The sequence below is a fragment of the Acinetobacter rudis genome, from assembly GCF_031157835.1.
GTDB classification, from domain to species: Bacteria; Pseudomonadota; Gammaproteobacteria; order Pseudomonadales; family Moraxellaceae; genus Acinetobacter; species Acinetobacter rudis_A.
In genome coordinates, this window is sequence record NZ_JAVIDR010000007.1 from 18,678 (window position 1) to 42,749 (window position 24,072).

General features: G+C 40.6%; 30 protein-coding genes and 4 tRNA genes. 6 read left to right on the plus strand and 28 right to left on the minus strand.

What is annotated here, in order from left to right:
* Positions 1–40: 40 nt before the first annotated feature.
* The 3 genes from RFH42_RS08305 to RFH42_RS08315 form a co-directional block, all read right to left on the minus strand.
* Positions 41–688: a fumarylacetoacetate hydrolase family protein gene (locus RFH42_RS08305; protein ID WP_308975144.1), complete on the minus strand. Its 648-nt coding sequence runs from the start codon at positions 686–688 to the stop codon at positions 41–43.
* A 58-nt stretch (positions 689–746) separates the two neighbouring features.
* Positions 747–1,247: a YcxB family protein gene (locus tag RFH42_RS08310; RefSeq protein WP_308975145.1), complete on the minus strand. Its 501-nt coding sequence runs from the start codon at positions 1,245–1,247 to the stop codon at positions 747–749.
* A gap of 172 nt (positions 1,248–1,419) precedes the next feature.
* A tRNA-Arg gene (locus RFH42_RS08315) sits at positions 1,420–1,496 on the minus strand.
* 200 nt (positions 1,497–1,696) lie between these two features.
* Between RFH42_RS08315 and RFH42_RS08320 the strand changes: the two genes are divergently transcribed.
* Complete coding sequence (locus RFH42_RS08320; RefSeq protein ID WP_308975146.1) at positions 1,697–2,359, plus strand: hypothetical protein; 663 nt, start codon at positions 1,697–1,699, stop codon at positions 2,357–2,359.
* Between the two features lie 70 nt (positions 2,360–2,429).
* Here RFH42_RS08320 and RFH42_RS08325 read toward each other — a convergent pair.
* The 3 genes from RFH42_RS08325 to RFH42_RS08335 form a co-directional block, all read right to left on the minus strand.
* A tRNA-Arg gene (locus RFH42_RS08325) sits at positions 2,430–2,506 on the minus strand.
* Positions 2,507–2,552: 46 nt separating this feature from the next.
* Positions 2,553–2,629 (minus strand) — tRNA-Arg (locus RFH42_RS08330).
* A gap of 13 nt (positions 2,630–2,642) precedes the next feature.
* Positions 2,643–2,732: transfer RNA gene (locus tag RFH42_RS08335), tRNA-Ser, on the minus strand.
* Between the two features lie 264 nt (positions 2,733–2,996).
* On the opposite strand from RFH42_RS08335, the gene rnr reads away from it, so the two are divergent.
* From rnr to RFH42_RS08350, 3 genes are all read left to right on the plus strand, one after another.
* A complete protein-coding gene (gene rnr, locus RFH42_RS08340; protein WP_308975147.1) occupies positions 2,997–5,504 on the plus strand; it encodes a ribonuclease R in 2,508 nt (835 codons plus the stop codon).
* Between the two features lie 175 nt (positions 5,505–5,679).
* The gene (locus RFH42_RS08345; protein ID WP_308975148.1) at positions 5,680–7,710 is read left to right on the plus strand and encodes a M3 family metallopeptidase; all 2,031 of its coding nucleotides are present in this window, start codon (positions 5,680–5,682) and stop codon (positions 7,708–7,710) included.
* A 48-nt stretch (positions 7,711–7,758) separates the two neighbouring features.
* A complete protein-coding gene (locus RFH42_RS08350) occupies positions 7,759–7,968 on the plus strand; it encodes a YheV family putative zinc ribbon protein (protein ID WP_374990728.1) in 210 nt (69 codons plus the stop codon).
* A gap of 53 nt (positions 7,969–8,021) precedes the next feature.
* Here RFH42_RS08350 and RFH42_RS08355 read toward each other — a convergent pair whose 3' ends face one another.
* On the minus strand, positions 8,022–8,936 hold the full coding sequence (locus RFH42_RS08355; protein ID WP_308975150.1) for a DMT family transporter: 915 nt from the start codon (positions 8,934–8,936) through the stop codon (positions 8,022–8,024).
* A gap of 113 nt (positions 8,937–9,049) precedes the next feature.
* Between RFH42_RS08355 and RFH42_RS08360 the strand changes: the two genes are divergently transcribed.
* Positions 9,050–9,826 carry an AraC family transcriptional regulator gene (locus RFH42_RS08360; protein WP_308975151.1) on the plus strand — a complete coding sequence of 259 codons (777 nt, stop codon included), beginning with the start codon at positions 9,050–9,052 and terminating at the stop codon, positions 9,824–9,826.
* 22 nt (positions 9,827–9,848) lie between these two features.
* Here RFH42_RS08360 and rrtA read toward each other — a convergent pair whose 3' ends face one another.
* Both rrtA and RFH42_RS08370 read right to left on the minus strand, forming a co-directional pair.
* Positions 9,849–10,436 carry a rhombosortase gene (gene rrtA, locus RFH42_RS08365; protein WP_308975152.1) on the minus strand — a complete coding sequence of 196 codons (588 nt, stop codon included), beginning with the start codon at positions 10,434–10,436 and terminating at the stop codon, positions 9,849–9,851.
* An 872-nt stretch (positions 10,437–11,308) separates the two neighbouring features.
* Positions 11,309–11,569, minus strand: coding sequence for an FAD assembly factor SdhE (locus RFH42_RS08370; protein WP_308975153.1), 261 nt, complete (start codon positions 11,567–11,569; stop codon positions 11,309–11,311).
* A gap of 187 nt (positions 11,570–11,756) precedes the next feature.
* Here RFH42_RS08370 and RFH42_RS08375 point away from each other — a divergent pair, with 187 nt between their 5' ends.
* Positions 11,757–12,929: an acyl-CoA dehydrogenase family protein gene (locus RFH42_RS08375; protein WP_308975154.1), complete on the plus strand. Its 1,173-nt coding sequence runs from the start codon at positions 11,757–11,759 to the stop codon at positions 12,927–12,929.
* A gap of 24 nt (positions 12,930–12,953) precedes the next feature.
* On the opposite strand, the gene RFH42_RS08380 is transcribed toward RFH42_RS08375, so the two are convergent.
* The 19 genes from RFH42_RS08380 to rplN form a co-directional block, all read right to left on the minus strand.
* Complete coding sequence (locus RFH42_RS08380; protein WP_308975155.1) at positions 12,954–13,763, minus strand: alpha/beta fold hydrolase; 810 nt, start codon at positions 13,761–13,763, stop codon at positions 12,954–12,956.
* 131 nt (positions 13,764–13,894) lie between these two features.
* On the minus strand, positions 13,895–15,391 hold the full coding sequence (locus RFH42_RS08385) for a flavin-containing monooxygenase (protein ID WP_308975156.1): 1,497 nt from the start codon (positions 15,389–15,391) through the stop codon (positions 13,895–13,897).
* A 177-nt stretch (positions 15,392–15,568) separates the two neighbouring features.
* On the minus strand, positions 15,569–15,946 hold the full coding sequence (rplQ, locus tag RFH42_RS08390) for a 50S ribosomal protein L17 (protein WP_016654900.1): 378 nt from the start codon (positions 15,944–15,946) through the stop codon (positions 15,569–15,571).
* An 18-nt stretch (positions 15,947–15,964) separates the two neighbouring features.
* Positions 15,965–16,972 carry a DNA-directed RNA polymerase subunit alpha gene (locus RFH42_RS08395; protein WP_287909044.1) on the minus strand — a complete coding sequence of 336 codons (1,008 nt, stop codon included), beginning with the start codon at positions 16,970–16,972 and terminating at the stop codon, positions 15,965–15,967.
* Positions 16,973–16,989: 17 nt separating this feature from the next.
* Positions 16,990–17,613, minus strand: a complete 624-nt coding sequence (gene rpsD / locus RFH42_RS08400) for a 30S ribosomal protein S4 (RefSeq protein WP_308975157.1) — start codon at positions 17,611–17,613, stop codon at positions 16,990–16,992.
* 12 nt (positions 17,614–17,625) lie between these two features.
* Positions 17,626–18,012, minus strand: a complete 387-nt coding sequence (gene rpsK, locus RFH42_RS08405; protein WP_001040166.1) for a 30S ribosomal protein S11 — start codon at positions 18,010–18,012, stop codon at positions 17,626–17,628.
* 19 nt (positions 18,013–18,031) lie between these two features.
* On the minus strand, positions 18,032–18,388 hold the full coding sequence (rpsM, locus tag RFH42_RS08410; RefSeq protein WP_308975158.1) for a 30S ribosomal protein S13: 357 nt from the start codon (positions 18,386–18,388) through the stop codon (positions 18,032–18,034).
* 105 nt (positions 18,389–18,493) lie between these two features.
* Positions 18,494–18,610 (minus strand): 50S ribosomal protein L36, encoded by a 117-nt coding sequence (gene rpmJ, locus RFH42_RS08415; protein ID WP_000867907.1) that lies wholly within the window; start codon positions 18,608–18,610, stop codon positions 18,494–18,496.
* Between the two features lie 20 nt (positions 18,611–18,630).
* Positions 18,631–19,941, minus strand: coding sequence for a preprotein translocase subunit SecY (secY, locus tag RFH42_RS08420; RefSeq protein ID WP_171068151.1), 1,311 nt, complete (start codon positions 19,939–19,941; stop codon positions 18,631–18,633).
* Between the two features lie 45 nt (positions 19,942–19,986).
* The gene (rplO, locus tag RFH42_RS08425) at positions 19,987–20,427 is read right to left on the minus strand and encodes a 50S ribosomal protein L15 (RefSeq protein WP_308975159.1); all 441 of its coding nucleotides are present in this window, start codon (positions 20,425–20,427) and stop codon (positions 19,987–19,989) included.
* Positions 20,428–20,430: 3 nt separating this feature from the next.
* A complete protein-coding gene (rpmD, locus tag RFH42_RS08430) occupies positions 20,431–20,607 on the minus strand; it encodes a 50S ribosomal protein L30 (protein ID WP_016654894.1) in 177 nt (58 codons plus the stop codon).
* Between the two features lie 6 nt (positions 20,608–20,613).
* A complete protein-coding gene (gene rpsE / locus RFH42_RS08435) occupies positions 20,614–21,111 on the minus strand; it encodes a 30S ribosomal protein S5 (RefSeq protein WP_016654893.1) in 498 nt (165 codons plus the stop codon).
* Between the two features lie 2 nt (positions 21,112–21,113).
* Positions 21,114–21,464 carry a 50S ribosomal protein L18 gene (gene rplR, locus RFH42_RS08440; RefSeq protein ID WP_016654892.1) on the minus strand — a complete coding sequence of 117 codons (351 nt, stop codon included), beginning with the start codon at positions 21,462–21,464 and terminating at the stop codon, positions 21,114–21,116.
* Between the two features lie 14 nt (positions 21,465–21,478).
* Positions 21,479–22,012 carry a 50S ribosomal protein L6 gene (rplF, locus tag RFH42_RS08445; protein WP_308975160.1) on the minus strand — a complete coding sequence of 178 codons (534 nt, stop codon included), beginning with the start codon at positions 22,010–22,012 and terminating at the stop codon, positions 21,479–21,481.
* Between the two features lie 13 nt (positions 22,013–22,025).
* Positions 22,026–22,421 carry a 30S ribosomal protein S8 gene (rpsH, locus tag RFH42_RS08450; RefSeq protein ID WP_016654890.1) on the minus strand — a complete coding sequence of 132 codons (396 nt, stop codon included), beginning with the start codon at positions 22,419–22,421 and terminating at the stop codon, positions 22,026–22,028.
* A gap of 12 nt (positions 22,422–22,433) precedes the next feature.
* Positions 22,434–22,739, minus strand: coding sequence for a 30S ribosomal protein S14 (rpsN, locus tag RFH42_RS08455; RefSeq protein WP_016654889.1), 306 nt, complete (start codon positions 22,737–22,739; stop codon positions 22,434–22,436).
* Positions 22,740–22,748: 9 nt separating this feature from the next.
* A complete protein-coding gene (gene rplE / locus RFH42_RS08460; protein WP_308975161.1) occupies positions 22,749–23,285 on the minus strand; it encodes a 50S ribosomal protein L5 in 537 nt (178 codons plus the stop codon).
* A 15-nt stretch (positions 23,286–23,300) separates the two neighbouring features.
* Positions 23,301–23,621, minus strand: coding sequence for a 50S ribosomal protein L24 (rplX, locus tag RFH42_RS08465; RefSeq protein WP_308975162.1), 321 nt, complete (start codon positions 23,619–23,621; stop codon positions 23,301–23,303).
* 11 nt (positions 23,622–23,632) lie between these two features.
* Positions 23,633–24,001: a 50S ribosomal protein L14 gene (gene rplN, locus RFH42_RS08470; RefSeq protein ID WP_004725701.1), complete on the minus strand. Its 369-nt coding sequence runs from the start codon at positions 23,999–24,001 to the stop codon at positions 23,633–23,635.
* Positions 24,002–24,072 lie beyond the last annotated feature (71 nt).

The window sequence follows — 24,072 nt, forward strand, 5'->3', positions numbered from 1 at the left end:
TATCATCACTCAAATATATTAAAGCAATGAGACATTTTATTTAACGAACAAAACTCGACCAAACAAAGTCTTGGGTTTTCCCAGTTAAGCTCATTTTCAATTGATCACCACGATGTAAAGCAGCCACACCCGCTGGTGTACCCGTCATCACAACATCCCCCGGCTCCAAAGTGAAAATATGACTAATTTCAACCAAAAGTGATGCAATATCAAAAATCATATTGGCACTATCACCCGTTTGACGACGCTCATTATTTACATCAAATGTATATTGCACATGCTGCCAATCAGCAATCTCACTCACATCAACCCATTCAGCCAACATACATGAACCATCAAAAGCTTTAGCGCGCTCCCAAGGCTGACCTTTTGTTTTCAATTGATCTTGCAACTCTCGCAAAGTAAGATCCAATCCCAAAGTTACCGCACCAACTGCAGCCAATGCCTGCTCTTTTGACTCAGCGTGACGCAAAGGCCGATCAATCCGCAAACTTAACTCACATTCATAATGACAGTTACCCCAAGCAGGATTCCAGCTAATTCCAGCATCAAGATCAATCAAACTACTTGGAGGCTTAATAAATAGCACTGCTTGTTCTGGAATTGCGTTGCCTAATTCTTTAGCGTGATCAGCATAGTTACGACCAACGCAGATTATTTTTGACGGACGTTTTATTTCTGAAGTCATATACTTTCCTTAAACTCGCCTAGTGATAGCTACAAATATAATTTCTTAGGATAGTGGATTAACGTTTAAAAGTGTTTTCAAACACCTTTTGATCAGCCTCACTCGAAAAAGCACGCTTAGGCACAATCACAACATAACGATTTTTAAACTCAATCATATAACTCAACTTACCAACCGCAAAGCGTTGTACGTCACTATAGGGTGTTTGCTGTTTAGCTCGACCACTACTAAACAATTCAACATAGTCCTGAAACAACTCAATCCCTTGCTCAGCTTGGCCAAATTTATGTTTTACAAATTGACGCTTAAACATCATAGGTAAAAACCAATAACGCATACCCAATTGCAGGGCCAAAAAGAATGCCCCCAAGGCGACATAGTATTTACCAATCCCACTAACACCCAAGCAAAAGCCCCACAATATAATTGCCACACTAATTAATGGTGTTAAAAAACGCGTAAACTGACGCTTCCCCATGGTTGCAAGGCTAAAGCCATCCTGGGATTCTTCTAAATTTAAATAATAACGTAACTTTAATGCAGGCTTACTGTCTGACATCAGGCTTCAATACCATAACTAATTTCAATGCTTCGATAGTAGCAGAATAATCAACAACTATTTGAATGTTATTTAATATGATTGCAATTCATAACAGCTACTAAGCATAATCTTAATCAGCCAAAATTCAGACACAAAAAAACCGCGATATACGCGGTTAATTTATTCAAGTTGGTGCGCTCAGAGAGATTCGAACTCCCGACCCCTTAGTTCGTAGCCAAGTGCTCTATCCAGCTGAGCTATGAGCGCTACACTTGATGGAGTCGCATTATACGCATTTTTGTAAAATTGATAAGGGGTAAATCAAAAAAAAAAATTTCAACTGTTCGCTTATTACTCATATTATCCTTATTATTCTATAATTTCCCCCTATCACCCCTCATTTAACTTCTAAAATCTACAAAAGTTGCATACCCTTCAAGCATAGAAACCATGGCGTAACTATCCCAATGAATCAACGTGATCACCCAAGCTCCAAAATAGCCACTCACATTGCAGGACTGGGGCTAATCCTAATGATCACACACAGCGCACAACAACAATTTCAAAACAGATCCACAGAACTTAAACAACTTCCTACCTCCTCATGGAAAATTGTTCAATTTGACTATCCTACAGAAGTGACAGCAAGCGTTCTTGGTTTTAGAACGGGCGAATATAGACTAACAATATATGATCGCTTCAGACGTAGTTTTGAATTTAACTGCAGGGGATTTAATGAGTTTTGCCAAGGGCTAGACCAACAACGCTACACGCCAACCCAATTCGAATTTTATGCAACTCATGATGCAAAGCAAAGTATTGAGCATAGTGAACAATACAAATTAAAACGCATTATTTTTTTAGATCAACAACAAAACACACAAAGCTTAGATATTCTCCACCAAGCACCCAATTCAGCTCAATATGTAAATAACAAACGCAACAGTCTTATTCGCTTCTTTTTTATTTACGGTTTGATTTATAGTGTGCTTTGTATCGCACTCGTCATCTATGCATTGGCTAATAAACGACAAGCTCGTGGCGTTCAATTTTATCTCTATTGCCTAATAGCACTATTACTCATACTGCATTATCTATATTTTGCATTCAGCTTTTGGATACAACTTTAAACACGTAACGCATAAACTCATTTTTTCAGGCACAAAAAAACCGCGATATACGCGGTTAATTTATTCAAGTTGGTGCGCTCAGAGAGATTCGAACTCCCGACCCCTTAGTTCGTAGCCAAGTGCTCTATCCAGCTGAGCTATGAGCGCTAAACTTGTGTGTCATATCGACATTTCGTTAATATTCGTTTTAAATTGGTGCGCTCAGAGAGATTCGAACTCCCGACCCCTTAGTTCGTAGCCAAGTGCTCTATCCAGCTGAGCTATGAGCGCATCGTTTAAAACGTGGCGGTGAGAGAGGGATTCGAACCCTCGATACAGTTACCCGTATGCGTCCTTAGCAGGGACGTGGTTTCAGCCACTCACCCATCTCACCGTAACGAGCCGCCATAATACAAACTAAAATCTAATTCAGCAAGTCATGAACTAAAAAAAATCATGTTTTTTGCATCGATTAAATACTTTTTAAACAATTTTGCTATTTTTGCCGATTATTCATACATAAATTTGTCTAAAAAAGCTTGTCCCTCCAATTTTCCCCCACTCAAATAACTTTAAAATCGATTAATGTAATCATTTTCGTGCAGTCTGACGCTGCATGTCTTATGCTAAAGCTATCGATTGATAAGAAAGTAAAGACATGATGAAAAACTGGTCTGATCCTGAAGCCAAATCTGAAGCGGAACGTTATGACAATCCAATTCCGAGCCGTACTCTCATTCTGGATACGATTGAGAAAAAACATCAATCACTCTCTCATGCCGATTTGGTTGAACACTTCGGTATAGCCGATCAAAAAAGTATAGATGCTCTAAGTCATCGTCTCATTGCTATGGTTCGTGATGGACAACTCATGAAGGATGGTTTCAAATTCCAACTCATGCAAGATCAACCCATATTAGATGCAACTGTATATATTAATAATAAAGGCCAAGGTATTGCCCAAATTGATGGGCAAGAAAAAATGCAGCTACCTGAACGTGAATTACGTTTAGTGTTCAATGGTGATCGCGTTAAAGTACAACAAACATCCGTAGACCGTCGCGGTAAAGCTTTAGGCTACATTCGAGAAGTCACTCAACGTCGTGTAAAACAAATTATTGGTAAACTCAATTGTTATGAAGGTGAATACTTCATACAACCTGCCGCACCAAATGCGCACCAACCCATTACACTTGAAAAAGAACTCATTGCACATGCGAAGGCCTCAACTGGAGACACCTTACGTGTGGCATTAGATGACTATCCTACACGAGACGAGTTTGCCAATGGTCATATTGTGCAATCTATGGCAGACAAAGCAGATACTGAAATCATTATTCCACAAACGATTTTAGAATTCGGCTTACCTTATGAATTCCCAGAAGAAGTTATTAAGGAAGCTGAAAGTTTTAAAGAACCTTCAGCCCGTGATCGTGCTGGTCGTATTGATCTTCGCGACTTAGCACTTGTCACCATTGATGGTGAAGATGCCCGAGATTTTGATGATGCGGTATACGCAGAAAAACGCCCAGGAGGTGGTTACCGCGTTATTGTTGCTATTGCAGATGTAAGTCACTATGTACGCTTAGGCAAAGCACTAGATGATGAGGCACAAGAGCGTGGTACTTCTGTGTATTTCCCTCACTTTGTACTCCCTATGCTACCCGAAGCACTATCAAATGGCCTTTGCTCACTTAATCCTGATGTAGATCGCCTTTGTATGGTCTGTGACTTAAATCTATCACGTGCTGGGCGTGTAACTGGCTTCCAGTTCTACCCATCAGTGATGCATTCACAAGCACGTTTAACTTACGATCAAGTTGCTAACTACTTTGCTGGAGATAGTGCCGCAATAACTGACAATCGTGCTGTGCGTAAGTCACTAAATACCTTATTTCAACTTTACCAAGTCTTAAAAGAACTTCGTCAACAACGCCATGCAATGGAATTTGAGACCGTTGAAACTTACATGACTTTTGATGAGCTTGGTGGAATTAAAGATATCCTGCCTCGCACACGTAATGATGCACATAAACTCATTGAAGAATGTATGTTATTAGCCAATGTCGCAGCGGCAGAATATTCACTCAAAAATGAAATTCCGATGCTGTATCGTGTACATGAAGCACCTGAATTTTCTCGCATTCAAAAAGTCCGAGATTTCGTTAAGTTACTGGGTTTAACTTTCCCTGAGCAGCCGACACAAGCCGATTATCAACGTGTCATTGAAGCCACTAAAGACCGTATTGATGCACCGAGTATTCATGCTGTGTTACTTCGCTCAATGATGCAAGCTTATTATGGTGCAAATAACGCTGGGCACTACGGGTTAGCATATGAGGCTTATACACACTTTACTTCACCAATTCGCCGCTACCCTGACCTACTTTTGCATCGTGCAATCAAAGCTCAGCTTGCGAAGAAAAACTACCCACTTTCAGGGGCAGCCTTGGATGATGCTGGTGAGCACTTCTCAGCAACAGAACGCCGTGCAGATGAAGCTTCACGCTCAGTCACCACTTGGTTAAAGTGCCACTATATGCAGCAGCATTTGGGTGAAGAGTTTATCGGCACAATCTCAGCAACAACTGAATTTGGTTTGTTTATCACCCTAAAAGATTTATATGTTGATGGCATGTTACACATTAGCCAATTAGGTGATGACTACTTTGTTTATGATCAAGCAAGTCAAAGTTTGATTGGGCAAAACCGAGGACAAATTTTTGGTCTTGGTGATGAAGTTAAAATCAAAGTTGCGGCTGTTAATCTAGAAGAACGTAAGATTGATTTCGACTTGTTACAACAGCTCAGTCATGCTGGCCGCGTAATTCGCAGTCGTGCCCCACGCGTTGCAAAGAGCGAAACCACGGAACAAGTTTTTAATCATGAGGCGAAATCTCGACGTGCTCCACATAGCCGCACCGCAGTCGCTAAAAATGATCAAAAAGTGACAGAACCTACAACCCAAGAGAATCTTACTCAAGAGCAAATCGCCAAGGCGGCTGGCGAACGCCCACCACGCAAGAAGAATGCGAAAGGCAAAACCAGCTCCTACAGCAAGAAGTCTGATAAAGCCTCTGCTGGCAAAGTAAAATCAAAAGATAAAGCCAAGAAAAAAGGTAAATCTAAAAAAAACAAGTCCAATGCAAAGTCACGTAGTGAGTAATGCAGCAAAGCCCTCTAAGTTCTAAACTTAGAGGGCTTTTTTAAAACACACTTAAATATTAATAAAGTGTTATTTTTATCAACATAATTTCTAAAAAATTTGTTCTACTGACTTGATTTTAGGACGGAGCAACCCGACATGTATTGGCATCATATAAATAAAATGGCCAGTACACATGAACTTGCAAGATGCGACTTTACCCACTCCACAATTTGACCAAATTAAACTCGAAACACTCAAACAACAGATCAATCAAGCCATTGAAGATGGTCAAACTTTTTTACAACAACTCAAAAGTGTTGCAGCAGACTTTCAGCAGCAGTTATTAATTTTGCAACGTATTGATCAACTAGAAAACCAAATGAGTGAGTCTTGGGGCATTTTATCGCATCTAAATGCAGTAATGAACAATCAGGAAACCCGTGAACTCTACCAATCACTACTTCCTGCACTCAGCGAATATTACACGGCGCTTGGACAGCATACTGTACTCTATCAACATTATCAGCATGTACATGATGCAACTGAATTTGACCAATTAAGTCCAGCACAACAAAGCTCAATTAATCTTGCTTTACGTGATTTTCAGCTGTCAGGTGTTGCTTTAGAAGGTACAAATAAACAGCGTTATGCTGAGATTTCCTCACGATTATCACAACGTTCATCTGACTTCTCTAACCATGTCTTAGATGCTACCCAAGCTTTTTTCCAAGTCTTAACAGAAGCACAATTACAAGGCTTACCTGCAAGCAGTGTGGAACTACTTAAACAATATGGCCAGCAACGTAAGTTAGAGCAGGCAGTTGCAACACTAGACATTCCTTCCTACCTTGCCATTATGACTTATGCTGATGACCGTGCATTGCGAGAGCAGCTTTACCATGCTTATACAACACGTGCCTCTGAACAGTCAGCTCAGCCAGAATTTGATAACAGTGCGATCATGCAAGAAATTTTAGCCTTACGCCATGAAATGGCAAGCTTACTTGGCTTTAACAACTATGCTGAATACTCATTAGCAAGCAAAATGGCGCCTGATGTAGAAACAGTTGAAAAATTCCTCATTGAACTAGCTGAACATGCTCGCATACCTGCAGAGAAAGAGATTGCTCAGCTTAAAAAAATTGCAGCTGAAGATGGTATCGATACATTACAGCCATGGGATAGCACGTACTACTCAGAAAAACTCAAACAGAAATTATTTAAGCTTTCTCAAGAAGACTTAAAACCCTACTTTCCTGCACCTAAAGTGATCCAAGGGTTATTCCAAATTGTTAACCGCCTCTATGGAGTTGAGATCATTCAGCGTAAAACCCCTGTATGGCATGATGATGTTCAATATTTTGAAATAGAGGACAAAGGCCAAGTGCTTGGCGGTTTCTACTTTGATCTTTATGCACGTAGTGGCAAACGTGGTGGTGCATGGATGAGTGGCTTCCGTTCTCGTATGCAAACCCCAATGGGCTTACAAAAGCCTATTTGCTACATGGTTGGTAATTTCACCCCTCCAATAGGTGAACAAGCAGCATTGTTAAGCCACGATGAGGTGAATACATTATTTCATGAGTTTGGCCATGGTTTACACCACCTACTCACAGAAGTCGACCAAATTGCTGTAGCAGGTACGCATGGTGTAGCTTGGGATGCTGTTGAATTACCTAGTCAATTCATGGAGTTCTGGACTTGGGATCAGGAGAGCCTTAATACATTGAGTGAGCATATAGAGACTAAACAAAGTCTAGATGCTGATCTGTTAAAAGCATTACTCGATGCACGCTTCTTCCAGTCAGGTATGCAAAGTTTACGTCAAATCGAATTTGCACTATTTGACCTCAATATTCATAGTGCTAGCCCTGCTCTAAATACGGCACAAATTCAGAATACGCTTAACGATATTCGCAGTAAATATTCAGTGCTACCCAACACAGCAAGCAATCGCTTCCAAAATAGTTTTAGTCATATTTTCGCTGGAGGATATGCTGCTGGATACTATTCCTATAAATGGGCTGAAGTTTTAGCAAGTGATGCATTTGACCGCTTTGAACAAGAAGGTATTTTTAATACGGCTACAGGTGCAGATTTCCGTAAAGCAATTTTAGCAGTAGGAGGTAAAGATAGTGCTTTAGAGGCATTTATCAACTTCCGTGGCCGTGAACCTAAAATTGATGCTTTATTACGTCATCAAGGTTGGACGAATCATAGCTAAAGCCATTACACTATTGTGTAAATTGAATTTAATGGTGAGTCTATGCAGATCAAACGTCGTTTCATCGCCGGTGCGCGATGCCCCAAATGTGAAGCGATGGATCGTGTGGTCATGCTCAGCAACGATACCGATGAATGGATCGAATGCATTGAATGTGGTTATTCGGAAAATCGACCAACTGAGGTTGAAGAACCCCAACAGCCAGAACCTGCTGATGATATAGGCGTGATTCAATTCAAACCACGACCTAAAAACTAAATGATTTAGCGCCATCTTTTTGATGGCGCTAAATATATCTAACCCAACAAAATCTAATCTAGGCTTGGATCTTGACGCCAAGAAAAGCGAATAGGTTTTTGCAAATTTTGCGCAAGTAAAATACCCAACAGCGTTAACCCCCCACCAATCCAATGAAAAGTATGAAGCTCTTCACCCAACATAATGATTGCAATAAATGCAGTAAATATTGGCAGTAAATTCATATACATACTGTTTTTATTTGGGCCTAAATGTCGCACACCTTCCATCCATAAATACGATAACAATACAGAAGAAAAAATACTTGCATAAACAATCATTGGAATCGTTTGTTGATTTAATTCCATTTGTGACGCTGGTAAAAATACGAAGAAAGGTAAAACATAAAGTAAAGCGAAAACACTTTGCACATAATTAGCTTGCCATGCAGGAATTGGCATTTTCCAACGTTTGAGCAATACACCATAAAGTGCAAAGCCAATTGCGGCTATCAACATCAAACCATCACCCAAATGCACACCGCCATGTAATAATTGACTTGGTTGACCTTGACTCAATAAGTACACGATGCCGAATAAAGATAAAATCCCACCCAAAAGCATGCCATAACTAGCACGATCTTTAAGTAAAACACTACTTAAAAATAAAGTTAATAATGGAATAAGGCACGTTACAATTGCCATATTAGTGGCACTCGTTGTAGCAGCCGCTTGATAAGACAACCATTGAAACAGTGACACAGATAAAAAGCCACCCAAAGCCAAATGCTTCCAATACGACATAATCATCTGTCGATTTTGAATTAATGGCACAAGAACAAATGTACTCATGACAGCAAGTGCCAAAACTAGACGATAAAATGTAATCGCAACGGGTGAAATTACACCACTTGCCATTTTTGAGACTACGACGTTACCCGCCCAAAATAAAATCGCTGTTAAAGGATATAATGCTGCTTTTTGAAACATGGTCTGCTACCTACACATCAATCGAGACTTATGTTAAAAAATAATCAGGCTACACTTAGACGATATATAGACATTCATTGTCGCTAAATAGACAAATTTAACTTGAGACTGTTATGACAACAGCTTTGATACATGGATATTCAGATTACGAAGTTTTTGCTTTTGCACAAGGCTATACACATGGTCATGTCGAAAACTGGCATCAACATCCACATATTCAATTGATTCATACCTTAACGGGTGTTATGCGTGTTGAAACTGCTGAAGGTATTTGGATTTGCCCACCAGGGCGAGGACTTTGGATTCCAGCAGGAAAGCAACATGCTTTACATGTTAGTGGTCAAGGCAATATTCGTGGTGTATGGATTGAGGCCAGTACCCATCTAGACTTAGCAACGCATTGCTCTGTGGTTAATATTTCCGCACTACTTCGTGAATTAATTTGTGCTGCCCTTGAGATCAACAATAAAATTGAACCAAATAGTCGTAATGAACGCTTATTACAACTGATTTTAGATGAGGTACGTTTGCTACCAAGTTTAGCTTTTCACCTTCCAGAAGCACAAAGTCCTGCCTTAATTCAACTTTGCCGAAAAATCCGTGACAACTTAGCATTCGATTGGAAATTGGAACATGCCGCCACAATAACGGCTATGAGTAGTAAAACCTTATCACGTCGTTTTCAAAAAGAACTGAATATGAATTTTGCTCAATGGATTCGTCAAGCAAAGCTATTACAGGCAATGACCGAACTCAGTCTACATAAACCGATATTACACATCGCTCTCGATCTAGGCTACGACAGTCCAAGTGCATTTAGTGCCATGTTCAAACGTGAAACTGCAATGACACCTAGTGAATATATGTCACAATTTCAAGCAAATGGATAATAAATAGTCTATTCATTTGAGCCTAGCTCAGTGGATAAAAGTATCGCTTAAGCTTAGCCCATAGCAAGAATAACACCGCAAAAACAATCCCCCAGATTGCGCCAAGTAAATGCGCTTCAGTCAAAACAGGACTACCAATTAATGCCTCTGTCTGACTAGGTGCAAACGTGTTTTCACTGATGAGTTTTGCCAGTATTAATCCTAAAATAAGTAATGCAAATTTACGCTCTTTAGGATACTGCAGGTACAACAATGCCACTGCAACATAAATGCCGTGTAAAACCCCTGAAAAGCCAGCATAGGCTTGAATAGATGGAAATGTGAAATACAAGTTTAGACTAATCACCAAAGGCAAAAAGAGTATTAGAAGTAATAGATAGCGGTTTTTTAACCGTGGAAAAATAAAAGGTAAGCAGATAAATGCCAGCATATTCAATAAAAAATGAATCCACCCCACATGCACCCAATGCCCCGTCCAGATTCGCCAAGGTTCACTCCATAAATCGTAGCGCCAGTAAATAAAATAAGGTTGAAACACTTGTAGCAGCGCAGAAATCAACACACTACTTGCGATAAGAATACTCTTTTTCTTTAATTCAATTTCTTGCATCTTCCCTCTCCTTGACACGATATAGTGTATTTGAGGCTCTCAATGAGCAGATGATTTTTTTTGCTTAAATCTTCACCAGCACTCACTTTTCATACAATATTACTTATCGTAATTATTAAGTAATACTTTGTATTCCATAAATTTTAGACAAAAAAAAGTAGCACTGCGACGGTTCTGCACATGCTACTTGTAAAATGGTAAATCCACGAGGGATAAATTCGGTTTCAAACAAAAAAGGTATTTTTATCTATGCTTCATAGCAAATTCATCTAAAAAAACCTAATTGATCCTATTCAGAACCAACTGTGTGCTTGAATACATGCAATATACACTATAATAGAATTCATATGTACTTTATTGTCTAACAATCGCATCAATTAATTAATTATTCTTAATTTTGCGATAAGCATCACACTATAATTTTAATCTGCATAGCCCTATGATTTTTTCGTATTAAAGTCGGAATGATCGCAAGCTATTTTAATTTTGCTCGAATTTTCATACTTTTTAAAGATCTTTTTGAGAGCTGGTCGGTCCAGATCAAGAGGTTTTTTTCAGACTTTCCCACGGTCGATATAATGAAGTACAACTGATAATCTATAATCTTTTCAATTTGAATTGTTTTTATGTCTGATGTACCAGCATATGTAACTGACCAAAGTTTTTGCTCTAAATACATAAGGCATGTCAGTTGTTTTGTATGCTGTAATTGTAGATATAAACAACTTCCACCAAGTAAAATAAAAAAAAGAAAAATAATAAAAGATTGTATGTGATACATCAAAACTAATATTACAAATAAACATCCCCACTGAACCCACTTAACGAGTCGACTTGGTTTCAGTGGGTAGTGAAAATGTATATTGGATAAATTATCCTGCATGAACATAATGTTTTAATTTAAGGATCAGCGCTTTTAACTCTTCGCGCGGCGGCTCCGTTACTTCCATAAACCAATCCAACAAATCTGGATCTTCTTGCTCTACTAATTCAGCAAACAAAGCTTTCTCATGTGCATCAGCTTGTAAGTAATATGTTTTGACATAAGGATCGAAATAAACATCAATTTCCTTTAGACCACGACGTGCACGGTAAATCACTTTCCGCTCTTCGATACTTAAATTTTCAAACATTTTCAGCTCCTACACTAAGTCAAGTTAAAGCCTTTCATCTTATTCTGTAACTCAATACATCATCTGCAGTTAAACTGACCAAATTGATCATTATTATCAAAACAAATGAGCATTCATCATATTGTGCTCTATCGCGTTTTTTTCTACTGTCATCACAACCGAAAAGAAAAACTCAGGATATACAATTATGCAGAATAATCTAATTCGCCCCTTAGCCAATATGTTACCACGACAACTGTTTACAGCGGAACATGAGAGTTTCCGAGAAACGGTACGTAAATTCTATGCCAAAGAAGTTGTTCCCAATACGAGCAAATACGAAGAACAACAACATGTAGATCGTGAGTTATGGCTAAAAGCAGGCGAATTAGGACTACTTTGCTGCACTATGCCCATCGAATATGGTGGCTCAGCAGTTGACCGCCTTTACAGTATGATTCTGATTGAAGAACAAGCGTATGCACTAGACTCTGCGACTGGTTTTTCGTTGCATTCCGATATTGTCGCCAATTACATCTACAACTTTGGTAATGAACAACAAAAACAACAATGGTTACCACGTATGGCAACGGGCGAAATTATCAGCGCTATTGCTATGACTGAACCAAGCACAGGTTCAGATCTACAATCCATCAGAACCACAGCTGAACAAGATGGCAATGAATATATAATCAATGGATCTAAGATCTTCATTACCAATGGTTATTTATGCGATTTAGCCATCGTTGTATGCAAAACTGGTCATCATGAAAAAGGTGCTGCAAATTTGTCCTTATTTTTAGTTGAATCTAACCGTATAGGCTTCAGCAAGGGTAAGCCACTGCAAAAAATAGGGATGAAAGGTCAAGATACTTGCGAGCTTTTTTTCGACAATGTCCGTATTCCAAAAGAAAATCTGCTGGGTGCTGAGGGGCTGGGTTTTATGATGCTCATGAAAGAACTGGCTTGGGAGCGCATGATCGTAGCAATTATTTGCCAATCTGGAGCTGAAGCAGCCTTTGCTCATACTGTAGCCTATACAAAACAACGTAAAGCTTTTGGAAAAGAAATCTCAAATTTTCAAAACACACGCTTTAAACTTGCTGAAATGCGCACAGAAATTGATTTTTGTAGAGCTTATTTAGATCGATGTATGCAACTGCAACTTGCAGGAGAACTGGCAGTTGATGCTGCCGCAGCTGCCAAATACAAAATTTCTGAAATGTATTCTAAAGTCGTTGATGAATGCTTACAGTTGCACGGAGGCTATGGTTATATGCTTGAATATCCAATTGCACGTGCATATATTGACAACCGAGCCAATCGCATTTACGCAGGAACCAATGAAATTATGAAAGAGCTTATTTCAAGAAGTTTATAAGCCCTTTGGATCGAGACGGAACAATTAGCTGAGTACCGAGACAAAGTGCTGAACGAACTGCACAACTTCTGCTGTTTTTTCTTGGTGTGGAAAATGACCACATTCCTCCAAAATACATAATTGCACTTCACCCTTAACCTGAGATGCTATTTGCTCAGGTTGAGACTGCGTTGCATATTGGTCTATATCGCCATGAATAACTTGTACTGGACAATATATTTGATTGAGTACATGACTTAAGTGCCAGGTTGCAAAAGCAGGAGCAAGCCATGTTTCAGTCCAAGCATCAAGCACCCATTGGGTTTTTTCTCCATGATATTTCGCTAAACGTTGAAATAACTCAGGCGCTTTAAAATTTTCTTTGGCGGCGCTAATGCCATCAAGCGTCAACTGCTCGACTTTCGCTTGAGCTGAGATGGAAATAACGGCCAAACATTGACTTGGGTAGGCCGCAGCAATTGAAAGCGCCATACCCCCTCCAACACTATGACCAAGCACAATAAATTGCTTTAACTCACAGGCATCAACAATTGCTTTAAAAGCACCCTGTGCCTCAGCCCAGACAAAATCATGCTCCAACTGTTCATTACAGTCGCTCGAGAGACCAAAACCAATACGATCATAGGCAATTACTTCTCGCCCTGTCGCATTTGCTAAAGTCTGTGGAAACTGCTTCCATAAGGCCACGCTACCTAGCGACTCATGTAATAAAATAATAGGCGATTTATCAATTGTGTCTAACTGAGATGAACTCTTGTCTGCAAAAAAATGCTTGAGATAAATTTGCTGTGACTGAAAACTTATAAATTCTTCATATGATTGTATTGCACCCAAAACATCGTTCCTTGATCAATTATGTGTAATCACTGAACAAGTTAAATGAAATATCGCCAACTTACTAGATTATTGCAACATTTAACTGCATGAAAAAAGGGACATAAGTCCCTTTTTTTAATCAAGCTAACTTAAGATACCAGCTTAATTTTACTCTTTCCCACTGCTCCCTTTTCGGCTCGAGTAAATTGCAGTGTAGGATCATCAAAACTTGCTTTTTTAAGATCTTTTTTATCAGCAAGATAGTTATTAGAAATTTTCCAAGGTGCGTGTTTACCTTGTTTAGGCATAACATTAATTGCACGTTGAATATACCCAGCAGATAGGCTTCCCATAACAGTATCTGCTAACATTTCACTTTCATCGCCTTTAGCAATAACAACACTATAATTATGCTGGTCCATATGATTCAGTAAACGACAGATATAATCCGCAGCAATATCAACTTTTAGTGTCCAAGAAGCATTGATATAACCAATGATCATGGCCATATTTGGAATATCACTTACCATTACACCGTTATACAGCATGTGTTCAGAGGTATTAATTGCTTTACCATCAACAGTAGCCTTAATTCCACCCATAATTTGGATCTCAAGACCTGTGGCAAAAACAACAATGTCTGCCTCAAGATATTCACCTGATTTAAGTTTAATCCCTGTCTCAGTGAAATGATCAATTGTATCTGTTGCGACACTCGCTTTGCCTTCACGTAGTGCTTTAAATAAGTCACCATCCGGAACAACACAAAGTCGCTGATCCCAAGGATTATAACTTGGTGTAAAGTGTTTCATATCCACTTTACCTTGTAGTTGCATTTCCACTGCTTTTAACAACAGTTTACGCACTAATTTTGGCTGTTTTTGTGCAATAGCATAGATGCCACGTTGCACCCCAATATTACGCGCACGCGTTAATTGGTAAGCTAATTTTTCTGGTAAAACCTTACGCATTTTGTCATATACAACATCTACAGATGGGATAGAAGCAATATATGTTGGAGAGCGTTGTAACATAGTGACATGACCCGCTCCCGTTTTAACCATAGCAGGAACGAGCGTAATTGCTGTTGCACCACTACCAATAATCACAACTTTTTTATCGCTATAATCTAAATTTTCTGGCCAATGTTGTGGATGAACAATTTGTCCTTTAAAGCTATCTTGTTGAGGAAACTCAGGCTGAAATCCATGCTCATAGTTATAATAACCAGTACAACCAACGATGAAATTTGCTTGCCAGGTCTGTTTATTTTGCTCACGATCAATCAGTTCAACCGTCCACTTTTGTGTTGAGCGATCAAAATTCGCCGAAGAAACTTGATGACCAAAATGAATTTTCTCTTTTAGTTTATATTCTTCAATGACTTCGCCTATATAACCCTTGATTGCGTCACCTGAAGCTAAAACGCTGGCTTTTTGCCATGGTTTAAAATTATAACCAAAAGTTGACATGTCAGAATCAGAACGAATACCTGGGTATTTAAAAAGATCCCATGTCCCCCCATGCGCCTCACGACGTTCTATGATTTCAAACTGACGACCAGGACAGTTTCTCAACAAGTGCGCAGCAATACCAATACCAGAAATACCCGCGCCAACAATAAGAATATCTACATTTTTGTCCATGTTGTTTTTATACCCTGTGTTTAACTATAACTTATTAAAACACAATATTGACAATACACAATGTCAACTTTGCTCTAAACACACATTTTTTATATCACTTAAGGACAAATTTATATATTTTGTTGAATAAAAAAAAGGCCAGTTTATTCAACTGACCTTTTTTCAGAATAATAAAACTTATTCTGCTGAAGTTTTCACTTCACGATCTACAAGCTCAACATAAGCCATAGGTGCAGCATCACCTGCACGGAAGCCCGCTTTGAGAACACGTAGATAACCGCCGTTACGTTCTTTGTAACGAGGGCCAAGTACGGTAAATAATTTACCAACGGTTGCAGCTGAACGAGTACGAGCAAATGCTAAACGGCGATTTGCTACAGTGTCGTTCTTCGCTAGCGTGATTAAAGGCTCAGCAACACGACGTAATTCTTTTGCTTTAGGCACAGTTGTTTTAATCAACTCATGTTCAAACAAAGAATTAGCCAAGTTTTGGAACATCGCTTTACGATGGCTGCTGGTACGGCCTAATTTCACACCACTATTACGATGACGCATGGTGATAGTCCTACTTAATTAACGGCTACGATAGGCGAAACGATCGTCCATACGGAGACTAGCTGGTGGCCAGTTCTCTAAACGCATGCCGAGTTGTAAGCCTTTAGAAGCCAGAACATCTTTAATCTCTGTCAACGATTTCTTACCTAAGTTAGGAGTTTTCAACAACTCAACTTCAGTACGTTGTACGAGATCACCGATGTAGTAAATATTTTCTGCTTTCAAACAGTTAGCAGAACGAACAGTTAGCTCTAGATCATCTACTGGACGAAGCAAAATAGGGTCAACTTCTTCACGAGGCTCTTGAGCAACAGGTGCTTGATCTTTCTGAAGGTCAACAAAAATTGCAATTTGTTGTTGCAAGATTGTTGCCGCTTTGCGGATTGCTTCTTCTGGATCTACAGTACCATTGGTCTCAAGATCAATAACCAATTTATCAAGGTCAGTACGTTGCTCTACACGCGCATTTTCAACGGTATAAGACACACGTTTGATCGGGCTGTAAGAAGCATCTAACTGCAAGCGTCCTACTGGACGTGTTTCACCTTCAGGGAAACGTGAGTCAGAAGTCTCATAGCCACGGCCTTGAGAAACTTTCAAGCGCATCTTAATTGCGCCTGTAGCACTTAGAGTGCCGATTAAGTGCTCAGGGTTAACCACTTCAACATTGTGCGGTAAACGAAGATCCGCAGCGGTAATATCGCCAGGACCTTGTTTTTCCAATGTTAAATATGCTTCGTTCTGATCGAACAGCTTAATAGACAACCCTTTAAGGTTCAGCAAGAGCTCGACGATGTCCTGCTGCAAGCCTTCTAAAGTACTGTACTCGTGTTCGACACCTTCAATCTCTACTTCAACCGCAGCAGCGCCAGGCAAAGAAGATAGAAGGATGCGACGTAAAGCATTACCTAAAGTATGACCGAAGCCACGCTCTAAAGGTTCCAGAATCACTTTTGCCGAGGTCCCGCTAGCCGCTTCGACCTTGATCGCTTGCGGTGTTAGAAACTCGTTTGCAGTACGCGTCATTATTGCTACCTCAAGGATTATTTAGAATACAATTCTACAATCAAGCTTTCGTTGATTTCAGCAGGTAAGTCAGAACGATCTGGTGCAGATTTAAAAGTACCTTCCAATTTTGAATGGTCAATTTCCATCCAAGCTGGAGTACCACGTTGAGCAGCCAATTCAATTGCGTTTTTAATACGTAATTGTTGTTTAGCGCCTTCGTGAACTGCAATCACGTCACCAGCTTTAACTTGAATTGACGCAATGTTAACACGACGACCATTCAATGTAATGCTACGGTGAGATACGAGCTGACGAGCTTCTGCACGTGTAGAACCAAAACCCATGCGATAAACAACGTTATCGAGGCGGCTTTCAAGCAATTTCAACAAGTTTTCACCTGTTGCGCCTTTAACACGAGCTGCTTCTTTATAGTAGTTACTAAATTGACGCTCTAACACACCGTACATACGACGTACTTTTTGTTTTTCACGTAATTGTAGCGAATACTCAGATTGTTTTGCACGGCTTTGACCATGTTGGCCAGGAGCTTTAGCATGTTTTTTTGTTTTGACGTCAAATGGTTTAACGCCAGATTTAAGCTGCAGGTCTGTCCCTTCGCGACGAGAGAGTTTGCATTTTGGACCAATATAACGAGCCATGAATGTTTCTCCTTACACGCGACGTTTTTTAGGTGGACGGCAACCGTTGTGAGGAATTGGCGTCACATCGGTAATGCTGTTGATTTTATAACCCACTGCGCCTAATGCACGAACCGCAGACTCACGACCTGGACCAGGACCTTTTACAAGGACGTCCAAGTTTTTCAAACCGTAATCTAAAGCTGCTTTACCAGCAACTTCAGCTGCTACCTGAGCAGCAAACGGAGTTGATTTACGTGATCCACGGAAGCCTTGTCCACCTGAAGTAGCCCAAGCCAATGCATTACCTTGACGATCGGTAATCGTAACAATGGTGTTATTAAAAGAAGCGTGAATGTGAGCAACACCTTCAGAGACGGTACGGGTGACCTTCTTGCGTGTGCGAGTATCTTTTGCCATCTTTTAGCTTCCAGAAATCTTACTTTTTAATCGGTTTGCGCGGACCTTTACGGGTGCGTGCGTTAGTTTTGGTGCGTTGTCCGCGAACAGGCAAGCTGCGACGATGACGAAGACCGCGGTAGCAGCCTAAATCCATTAAACGTTTAATGTTCATGGAAATTTCGCGACGTAAGTCACCTTCGGTAGGAACCTTAGCAACTTCAGCACGAATCGCATCAAGCTGAGCATCATCTAATTCACGAATCTTAGTTGTTGGCGCAATACCAGCAGCAGCCAAGATAGTCTTAGCAGTGTGACGACCTACACCAAAGATGTACGTGAGAGAGATAACAGCATGCTTGTTATCCGGAATGTTTACACCGGCAATACGAGCCATTCAAATTCTCCAAAAAGGCAGTAGAGATAATCAACCGCCCCACAAAATCTTGAGGGGCGGATATTAACCTAATTTGCCTACTGAAATCAACAGGTCTTAATTAAATTAACCTTGACGCTGCTTATGACGAGGTTCAGCGCTGCAAATTACGCGAATCACCCCATTACGACGGATAACTTTACAGCTACCACAAATTTTCTTTACAGAAGCTTGAACTTTCATAATGAAACCTCTAAGTGCGCTTATCCCTTAGGATGAGCAGTCGTTTTTTTCATTAATGATTGATTATCATACTGATGTGAAGTTAAGTGTGCTTGAAGCTGTGCCATAAAGTCCATAACGACTACGACAACGATTAGCAAAGAGGTACCACCCAAATGGAATGGAATACCAAATGAACTTTGCAAAATCATAGGCATCAAACAGATCACTGTAATATAAATCGCACCAATGAATGTCAAACGATTAAGAATATGATCTAAGTAACGAGCAGTTTGCTCACCTGGGCGAATACCAGGTACATAAGCTCCGCTGCGCTTCAAATTCTCTGATACTTCCTTAGGGCTAAAAACTAGCGCCGTATAAAAATAACAGAAAAATATAATTAACGCACCAAAGAGCACCAAATAAAAAGGCTCTCCAGGTGACAATTTTAAAGACAACTCTTGTAAGAAACGCTTAGTAAATCCAGCATTTGGATCTGCACTTCCTACCCATTGCCCTAAACTTGCTGGAAAGAGCAGTAACGAACTGGCAAAAATTGCAGGAATCACACCAGCCATATTAATTTTTAATGGCAAATGTGTTTGCTGCGCAGTAAAGACACGACGTCCTTGCTGTTTTTGCGCATAGTTAACAGGTATACGACGCTGAGCTTTTTCAATAAAAACAATAGCTGCAAGAACCGCAATCGAGAGTAATCCGAAGACCACTAAACCAATCATATTTACATCTGGTGATGTAACTGATTGGATCACTAAGTTCGGTAAACCTGCCACAATACCTGCAAAGATGATCATGGAGATACCATTACCAACACCACGTTCGGTAATTTGCTCTCCTAACCACATCAAGAACATGGTTCCTGCAATTAACGATGTTAAAGCAGGAATATAAAATGCGAGACCACTGGTCAAGGTAATCCCTTGACTAATTAAGCCCGCACACATACCAACGCCTTGAACAAATGCAAGTAGAAGTGTGCCGTAACGCGTATATTGATTAATCTTACGCTTACCCTGCTCGCCTTCTTTTTTCAATGCCTCTAACGAAGGAACTATTGACGACATTAACTGCACAATAATAGATGCAGAAATGTACGGCATAATTCCCAACGCCAGAATAGACATTCGTTCTAATGCTCCGCCAGAGAACATGTTAAATAAGCCTAAGAAAGTACCTTCATTAGCCTTAAAAAACTGTGCTAGGGCGACATTATCAATACCTGGTAACGGAATATGCGCTCCTAGTCGAAAAACCACCAACGCACCAATTAAAAACATTAATCGACGGATAATTTCACGATACTTAACATGAAACGGCTGGCCTTTCATCATGTGGACATGACCTGAAGAACTAGGAGACATACTCACTCGCAATTACTCCTCGACTTTACCGCCAGCAGCTTCAACAGCAGCTTTAGCGCCTTTAGTCAATGCAACACCTTGAATAGTGAATGCACGAGTGATCTCACCAGAAAGAACAATACGTGCACGTAACATATCTTTACGTACTACGTTTGCAGCTTTCAAAGTTTCGAGGCTAACGATATCGCCTTCTACTTTAGCAAGTTCAGATAAACGTACTTCAGCAGTTTTCAAAGCGATCTGGCTAGTAAAACCGAATTTAGGAAGACGACGGTAAAGAGCAGTTTGACCACCTTCAAAGCCTGGACGAACGCCACCGCTTTTACGTGATTTTTGACCTTTAACACCGCGACCACCAGTCTTACCAACACCAGAACCGATACCACGACCTACGCGAAGATTATCGCGCTTAGCACCTTCAGCAGGTGCAAGTTCATTTAAACGCAGAGTCATGGCTTATTCCTCTACACTAACCATATAGTAGACTTTGTTGATCATACCGCGGTTAGAAGGCGTATCTTGCACTTCTACTGTATGACCAATACGACGCAGACCCAAACCTTGTAGGCAAAGTTTGTGATTTTTCAAACGATGCGAAGAAGATTTGATCTGGGTAACTTTAATCGTTTTCATGATTGATTACCCTAAAATTTGTTCTACAGAAAGACCGCGTTTAGCAGCTACTTTCTCTGGAGTAGTCATGTCACGCAAACCGTTAAAAGTTGCGTTCACAACGTTAGCAGCATTGGTAGAACCATAGCATTTCGTCAACACGTTACGTACACCAGCAGCTTCAAGTACAGCACGCATAGAACCACCAGCAATTACGCCAGTACCTTCTGAAGCAGGCTGCATGAAAACACGACTAGCGCCATGACGAGCATGAACAGTGTGTTGTAGAGTGCCATCAACCAAGTCGACAGTGATCATGTTGCGACGAGCAGCTTCAAGTGCTTTAGAAATAGCAGCTGGAACTTCACGTGCTTTACCACGACCAAAACCTACACGACCATTACCATCGCCTACCACAGTCAATGCTGTGAAAGAGAAGATACGACCACCTTTAACAACTTTGGCTACACGATCAACGGCAACCAGCTTTTCAACGAGACCTTCGTTTTGTTCAACTTTCGCCATGATTAGAACTCCAAGCCGTTTTCACGGGCAGCATCAGCCAAAGCTTTAATACGACCATGATATTTAAAACCAGAACGGTCGAATGCAACTTTAGTAACGCCAGCTGCTTTAGCACGTTCTGCGATTAAAGCACCTACTTTAGTCGCTGCTTCGATATTACCAGTTGTACCAGCACGTAAAGTAGCATCTAAAGTTGAAGCTTGCGCTAAAACTTTGCCACCATCTGCCGAAATAACTTGAGCATAGATGTGACGCGGTGTGCGGTTTACACACAGGCGAGTCGCACCCAATGCACGAATGTGCAAGCGTGTGCTTTTCGCACGACGCAAACGGGATTGTTTCTTTTCGTTCATAAGAACCTCGCGCCTTATTTCTTCTTAGCTTCTTTACGAAGTACAACTTCATCCGAATAACGTACACCTTTACCTTTATATGGTTCTGGTGAACGGTAAGCACGGATATCTGCAGCAACTTGACCTAACAATTGTTTGTTAGCTGACTTAAGAATAATCTCAGTCGCAGTTGGAGTTTCCGCGGTTACACCTTCAGGAAGTGAGTAATCGATTGGATGTGAATAACCAAGGTTTAAGTGTACAACTGTACCTTTGATCGCAGCTTTATAACCTACACCAATAAGTTGTAGTTTGCGTTCAAAGCCTTCACTAACACCTTTTACGAGGTTGCTAACTACAGAACGAGCAGTACCCGCTTGCATCCAAGCGTCTTTCGACTCTTTTACTGGAGCAAACTGAAGTGTACCATCTTCCTGTTTGAGCTCGACCAGCGCATGCAGGTTGAAAGACAAAGTACCTTTGCTGCCTTTCACTTCGACCTGCCGGCCGTTCTGAGTAACTGTTACGCCATTAGGCACAGTTACTGGGGCTTTAGCCACACGAGACATGAGGAATCACCTATTAAGAAACAAAAGCAATAACTTCACCACCGATACCTGCAGCACGTGCAGCGCGATCAGTCATGATGCCTTTGCTTGTAGAAACAATTGCAATACCTAAGCCTTGCTTAACGCTTGGCAGTTCATTTTTACCGCGATACTGACGTAAACCTGGACGGCTTACACGTTTCACAGTTTCAATAACTGGTTTGCCTTCGAAATATTTTAGGGTAATAGTCAAAGTAGCTTTGCCTTCAAGATCAGCAACTTCTACGTTTGAAATATAACCTTCTTGTTGAAGTACATTCGCAATAGCGACCTTCAACTTAGAGTTTGGCATAGAAACAGTTTGTTTCTTAGCCATTTGTGCGTTACGAACACGTGTTAGCATGTCGGCAACGGTATCTTGCATACTCATTCTAGTCGCCCCTTACCAGCTTGCCTTAACAACGCCAGGTACATCACCTTGCATTACTGTATCGCGTAATTTGTTACGGCTTAGACCGAACTTACGGAAGTAACCATGAGGACGACCAGTTAAACCACAACGGTTACGAAGACGTACTGGAGATGCATTACGTGGCAATGCTTGAAATTTCATCATCGCTTCAAAACGCTCTTCATCGCTAGCATTTACGTTTGCAATGATTGCTTTTAATTCAGCACGTTTTGCAGCGTATTTAGCAACGGTTTTTTCGCGTTTTAATTCGCGATTAATCATACCTTTCTTAGCCATATCGACCTCTTATTTGAACGGGAAGCCGAATGCACGCATAAGCGCACGGCCTTCGTCATCGGTGCGAGCAGTAGTAGTGATAGTAATATCCATACCACGAATACGATCAATCTTGTCGAAATCGATTTCAGGGAAAACGATTTGTTCTTTCAAGCCCATAGAGTAGTTACCACGACCGTCGAAAGATTTCGCTGAGAAACCACGGAAGTCACGGATACGAGGGATTGCGATTGAGATCAAACGGTCCAAGAATTCGTACATTTGGTCGCCACGTAAAGTAACTTTACAACCAATTGGCCAACCATCACGGATTTTGAAACCTGCGATTGATTTGCGTGCAAGAGTTAGCACTGGTTTTTGACCAGCGATTGCTTGCATGTCTGATAATGCGCCATCCAATAATTTCTTATCAGCTGCTGCAGCACCAACACCCATGTTTAGAGTGATTTTAGTGATGCGCGGAATTTGCATTACGTTCTCAAGGCCCAAAGTTTCTTTCAACTGAGCTTTGAGTTCTTCGTTATAGCGTGTTTTAAGTCTGGCCATTGCCTTTTCAACCTATTACTTCGCTGCCGCCACTGATTCACCATTTGATTTGTAAACGCGAGTTTTCACGCCTTCAGCATCAATTTGGTAACCAACACGATCAGCCTTTTGGGTTGTAGCATTAAAAATTGCCACGTTCGAGATATGAAGCGAAGCTTCTTGTGTAACGATACCACCTTCAGTACCAGTCGCACGATTCGGCTTTTTATGCTTCGTTACCAAGTTAAGGCCTTCAACCTTAACTCGATCGTTTGAAATAGACAAAACAGTACCCTGTTTGCCTTTTTCTTTTCCTGCAATAACGATCACTTGATCGCCTTGTTTAATCTTAGCCATGATTGCCTCTATTATAGAACTTCAGGAGCTAGTGAAATAATTTTCATGAACTGTTCTGTACGAAGTTCACGAGTCACTGGTCCAAAAATACGAGTGGCAATCGGAGCCTTGTTATTGTTCAAAATAACTGCAGCGTTATCATCAAAACGGATCACAGAACCATCTGGACGACGAATGCCAAATTTTGTACGAACAACAACTGCATTCATCACGTCGCCTTTTTTAACACGACCACGTGGAATTGCTTCTTTTACAGTAACTTTAATAATATCGCCAACAGAAGCATAACGACGATGTGAGCCACCTAGTACTTTGATACATTGTACGCGGCGTGCACCACTGTTGTCTGCTACGTCGAGCATACTTTCGGTTTGAATCATTGCCCTACTCCAAAACCGAGCATCACCGGTCGCAATTTCGAAAGGCTCAAAGAGTACTCGAAATTGACCGA

Bases quoted from the DNA above. Each gene is read 5' to 3' on its own strand.
- RFH42_RS08305 (WP_308975144.1), bottom strand. From the start codon at position 688: ATGACTTCAGAAATAAAACGTCCGTCAAAAATAATCTGCGTTGGTCGT.
- RFH42_RS08310 (WP_308975145.1), bottom strand. From the start codon at position 1,247: ATGTCAGACAGTAAGCCTGCATTAAAGTTACGTTATTATTTAAATTTA.
- RFH42_RS08320 (WP_308975146.1), top strand. From the start codon at position 1,697: ATGAATCAACGTGATCACCCAAGCTCCAAAATAGCCACTCACATTGCA.
- rnr (WP_308975147.1), top strand. From the start codon at position 2,997: ATGATGAAAAACTGGTCTGATCCTGAAGCCAAATCTGAAGCGGAACGT.
- RFH42_RS08345 (WP_308975148.1), top strand. From the start codon at position 5,680: ATGAACTTGCAAGATGCGACTTTACCCACTCCACAATTTGACCAAATT.
- RFH42_RS08355 (WP_308975150.1), bottom strand. From the start codon at position 8,936: ATGTTTCAAAAAGCAGCATTATATCCTTTAACAGCGATTTTATTTTGG.
- RFH42_RS08360 (WP_308975151.1), top strand. From the start codon at position 9,050: ATGACAACAGCTTTGATACATGGATATTCAGATTACGAAGTTTTTGCT.
- rrtA (WP_308975152.1), bottom strand. From the start codon at position 10,436: ATGCAAGAAATTGAATTAAAGAAAAAGAGTATTCTTATCGCAAGTAGT.
- RFH42_RS08370 (WP_308975153.1), bottom strand. From the start codon at position 11,569: ATGTTTGAAAATTTAAGTATCGAAGAGCGGAAAGTGATTTACCGTGCA.
- RFH42_RS08375 (WP_308975154.1), top strand. From the start codon at position 11,757: ATGCAGAATAATCTAATTCGCCCCTTAGCCAATATGTTACCACGACAA.
- RFH42_RS08385 (WP_308975156.1), bottom strand. From the start codon at position 15,391: ATGGACAAAAATGTAGATATTCTTATTGTTGGCGCGGGTATTTCTGGT.
- rplQ (WP_016654900.1), bottom strand. From the start codon at position 15,946: ATGCGTCATCGTAATAGTGGTGTGAAATTAGGCCGTACCAGCAGCCAT.
- RFH42_RS08395 (WP_287909044.1), bottom strand. From the start codon at position 16,972: ATGACGCGTACTGCAAACGAGTTTCTAACACCGCAAGCGATCAAGGTC.
- rpsD (WP_308975157.1), bottom strand. From the start codon at position 17,613: ATGGCTCGTTATATTGGTCCAAAATGCAAACTCTCTCGTCGCGAAGGG.
- rpsK (WP_001040166.1), bottom strand. From the start codon at position 18,012: ATGGCAAAAGATACTCGCACACGCAAGAAGGTCACCCGTACCGTCTCT.
- rpsM (WP_308975158.1), bottom strand. From the start codon at position 18,388: ATGGCTCGTATTGCCGGTGTAAACATTCCGGATAACAAGCATGCTGTT.
- rpmJ (WP_000867907.1), bottom strand. From the start codon at position 18,610: ATGAAAGTTCAAGCTTCTGTAAAGAAAATTTGTGGTAGCTGTAAAGTT.
- secY (WP_171068151.1), bottom strand. From the start codon at position 19,941: ATGAAAGGCCAGCCGTTTCATGTTAAGTATCGTGAAATTATCCGTCGA.
- rplO (WP_308975159.1), bottom strand. From the start codon at position 20,427: ATGACTCTGCGTTTAAATGAACTTGCACCTGCTGAAGGTGCTAAGCGC.
- rpmD (WP_016654894.1), bottom strand. From the start codon at position 20,607: ATGAAAACGATTAAAGTTACCCAGATCAAATCTTCTTCGCATCGTTTG.
- rpsE (WP_016654893.1), bottom strand. From the start codon at position 21,111: ATGGCGAAAGTTGAACAAAACGAAGGTCTCGTTGAAAAGCTGGTTGCC.
- rplR (WP_016654892.1), bottom strand. From the start codon at position 21,464: ATGAACGAAAAGAAACAATCCCGTTTGCGTCGTGCGAAAAGCACACGC.
- rplF (WP_308975160.1), bottom strand. From the start codon at position 22,012: ATGTCTCGTGTGGCTAAAGCCCCAGTAACTGTGCCTAATGGCGTAACA.
- rpsH (WP_016654890.1), bottom strand. From the start codon at position 22,421: ATGAGTATGCAAGATACCGTTGCCGACATGCTAACACGTGTTCGTAAC.
- rpsN (WP_016654889.1), bottom strand. From the start codon at position 22,739: ATGGCTAAGAAAGGTATGATTAATCGCGAATTAAAACGCGAAAAAACC.
- rplE (WP_308975161.1), bottom strand. From the start codon at position 23,285: ATGGCCAGACTTAAAACACGCTATAACGAAGAACTCAAAGCTCAGTTG.
- rplX (WP_308975162.1), bottom strand. From the start codon at position 23,621: ATGGCTAAGATTAAACAAGGCGATCAAGTGATCGTTATTGCAGGAAAA.
- rplN (WP_004725701.1), bottom strand. From the start codon at position 24,001: ATGATTCAAACCGAAAGTATGCTCGACGTAGCAGACAACAGTGGTGCA.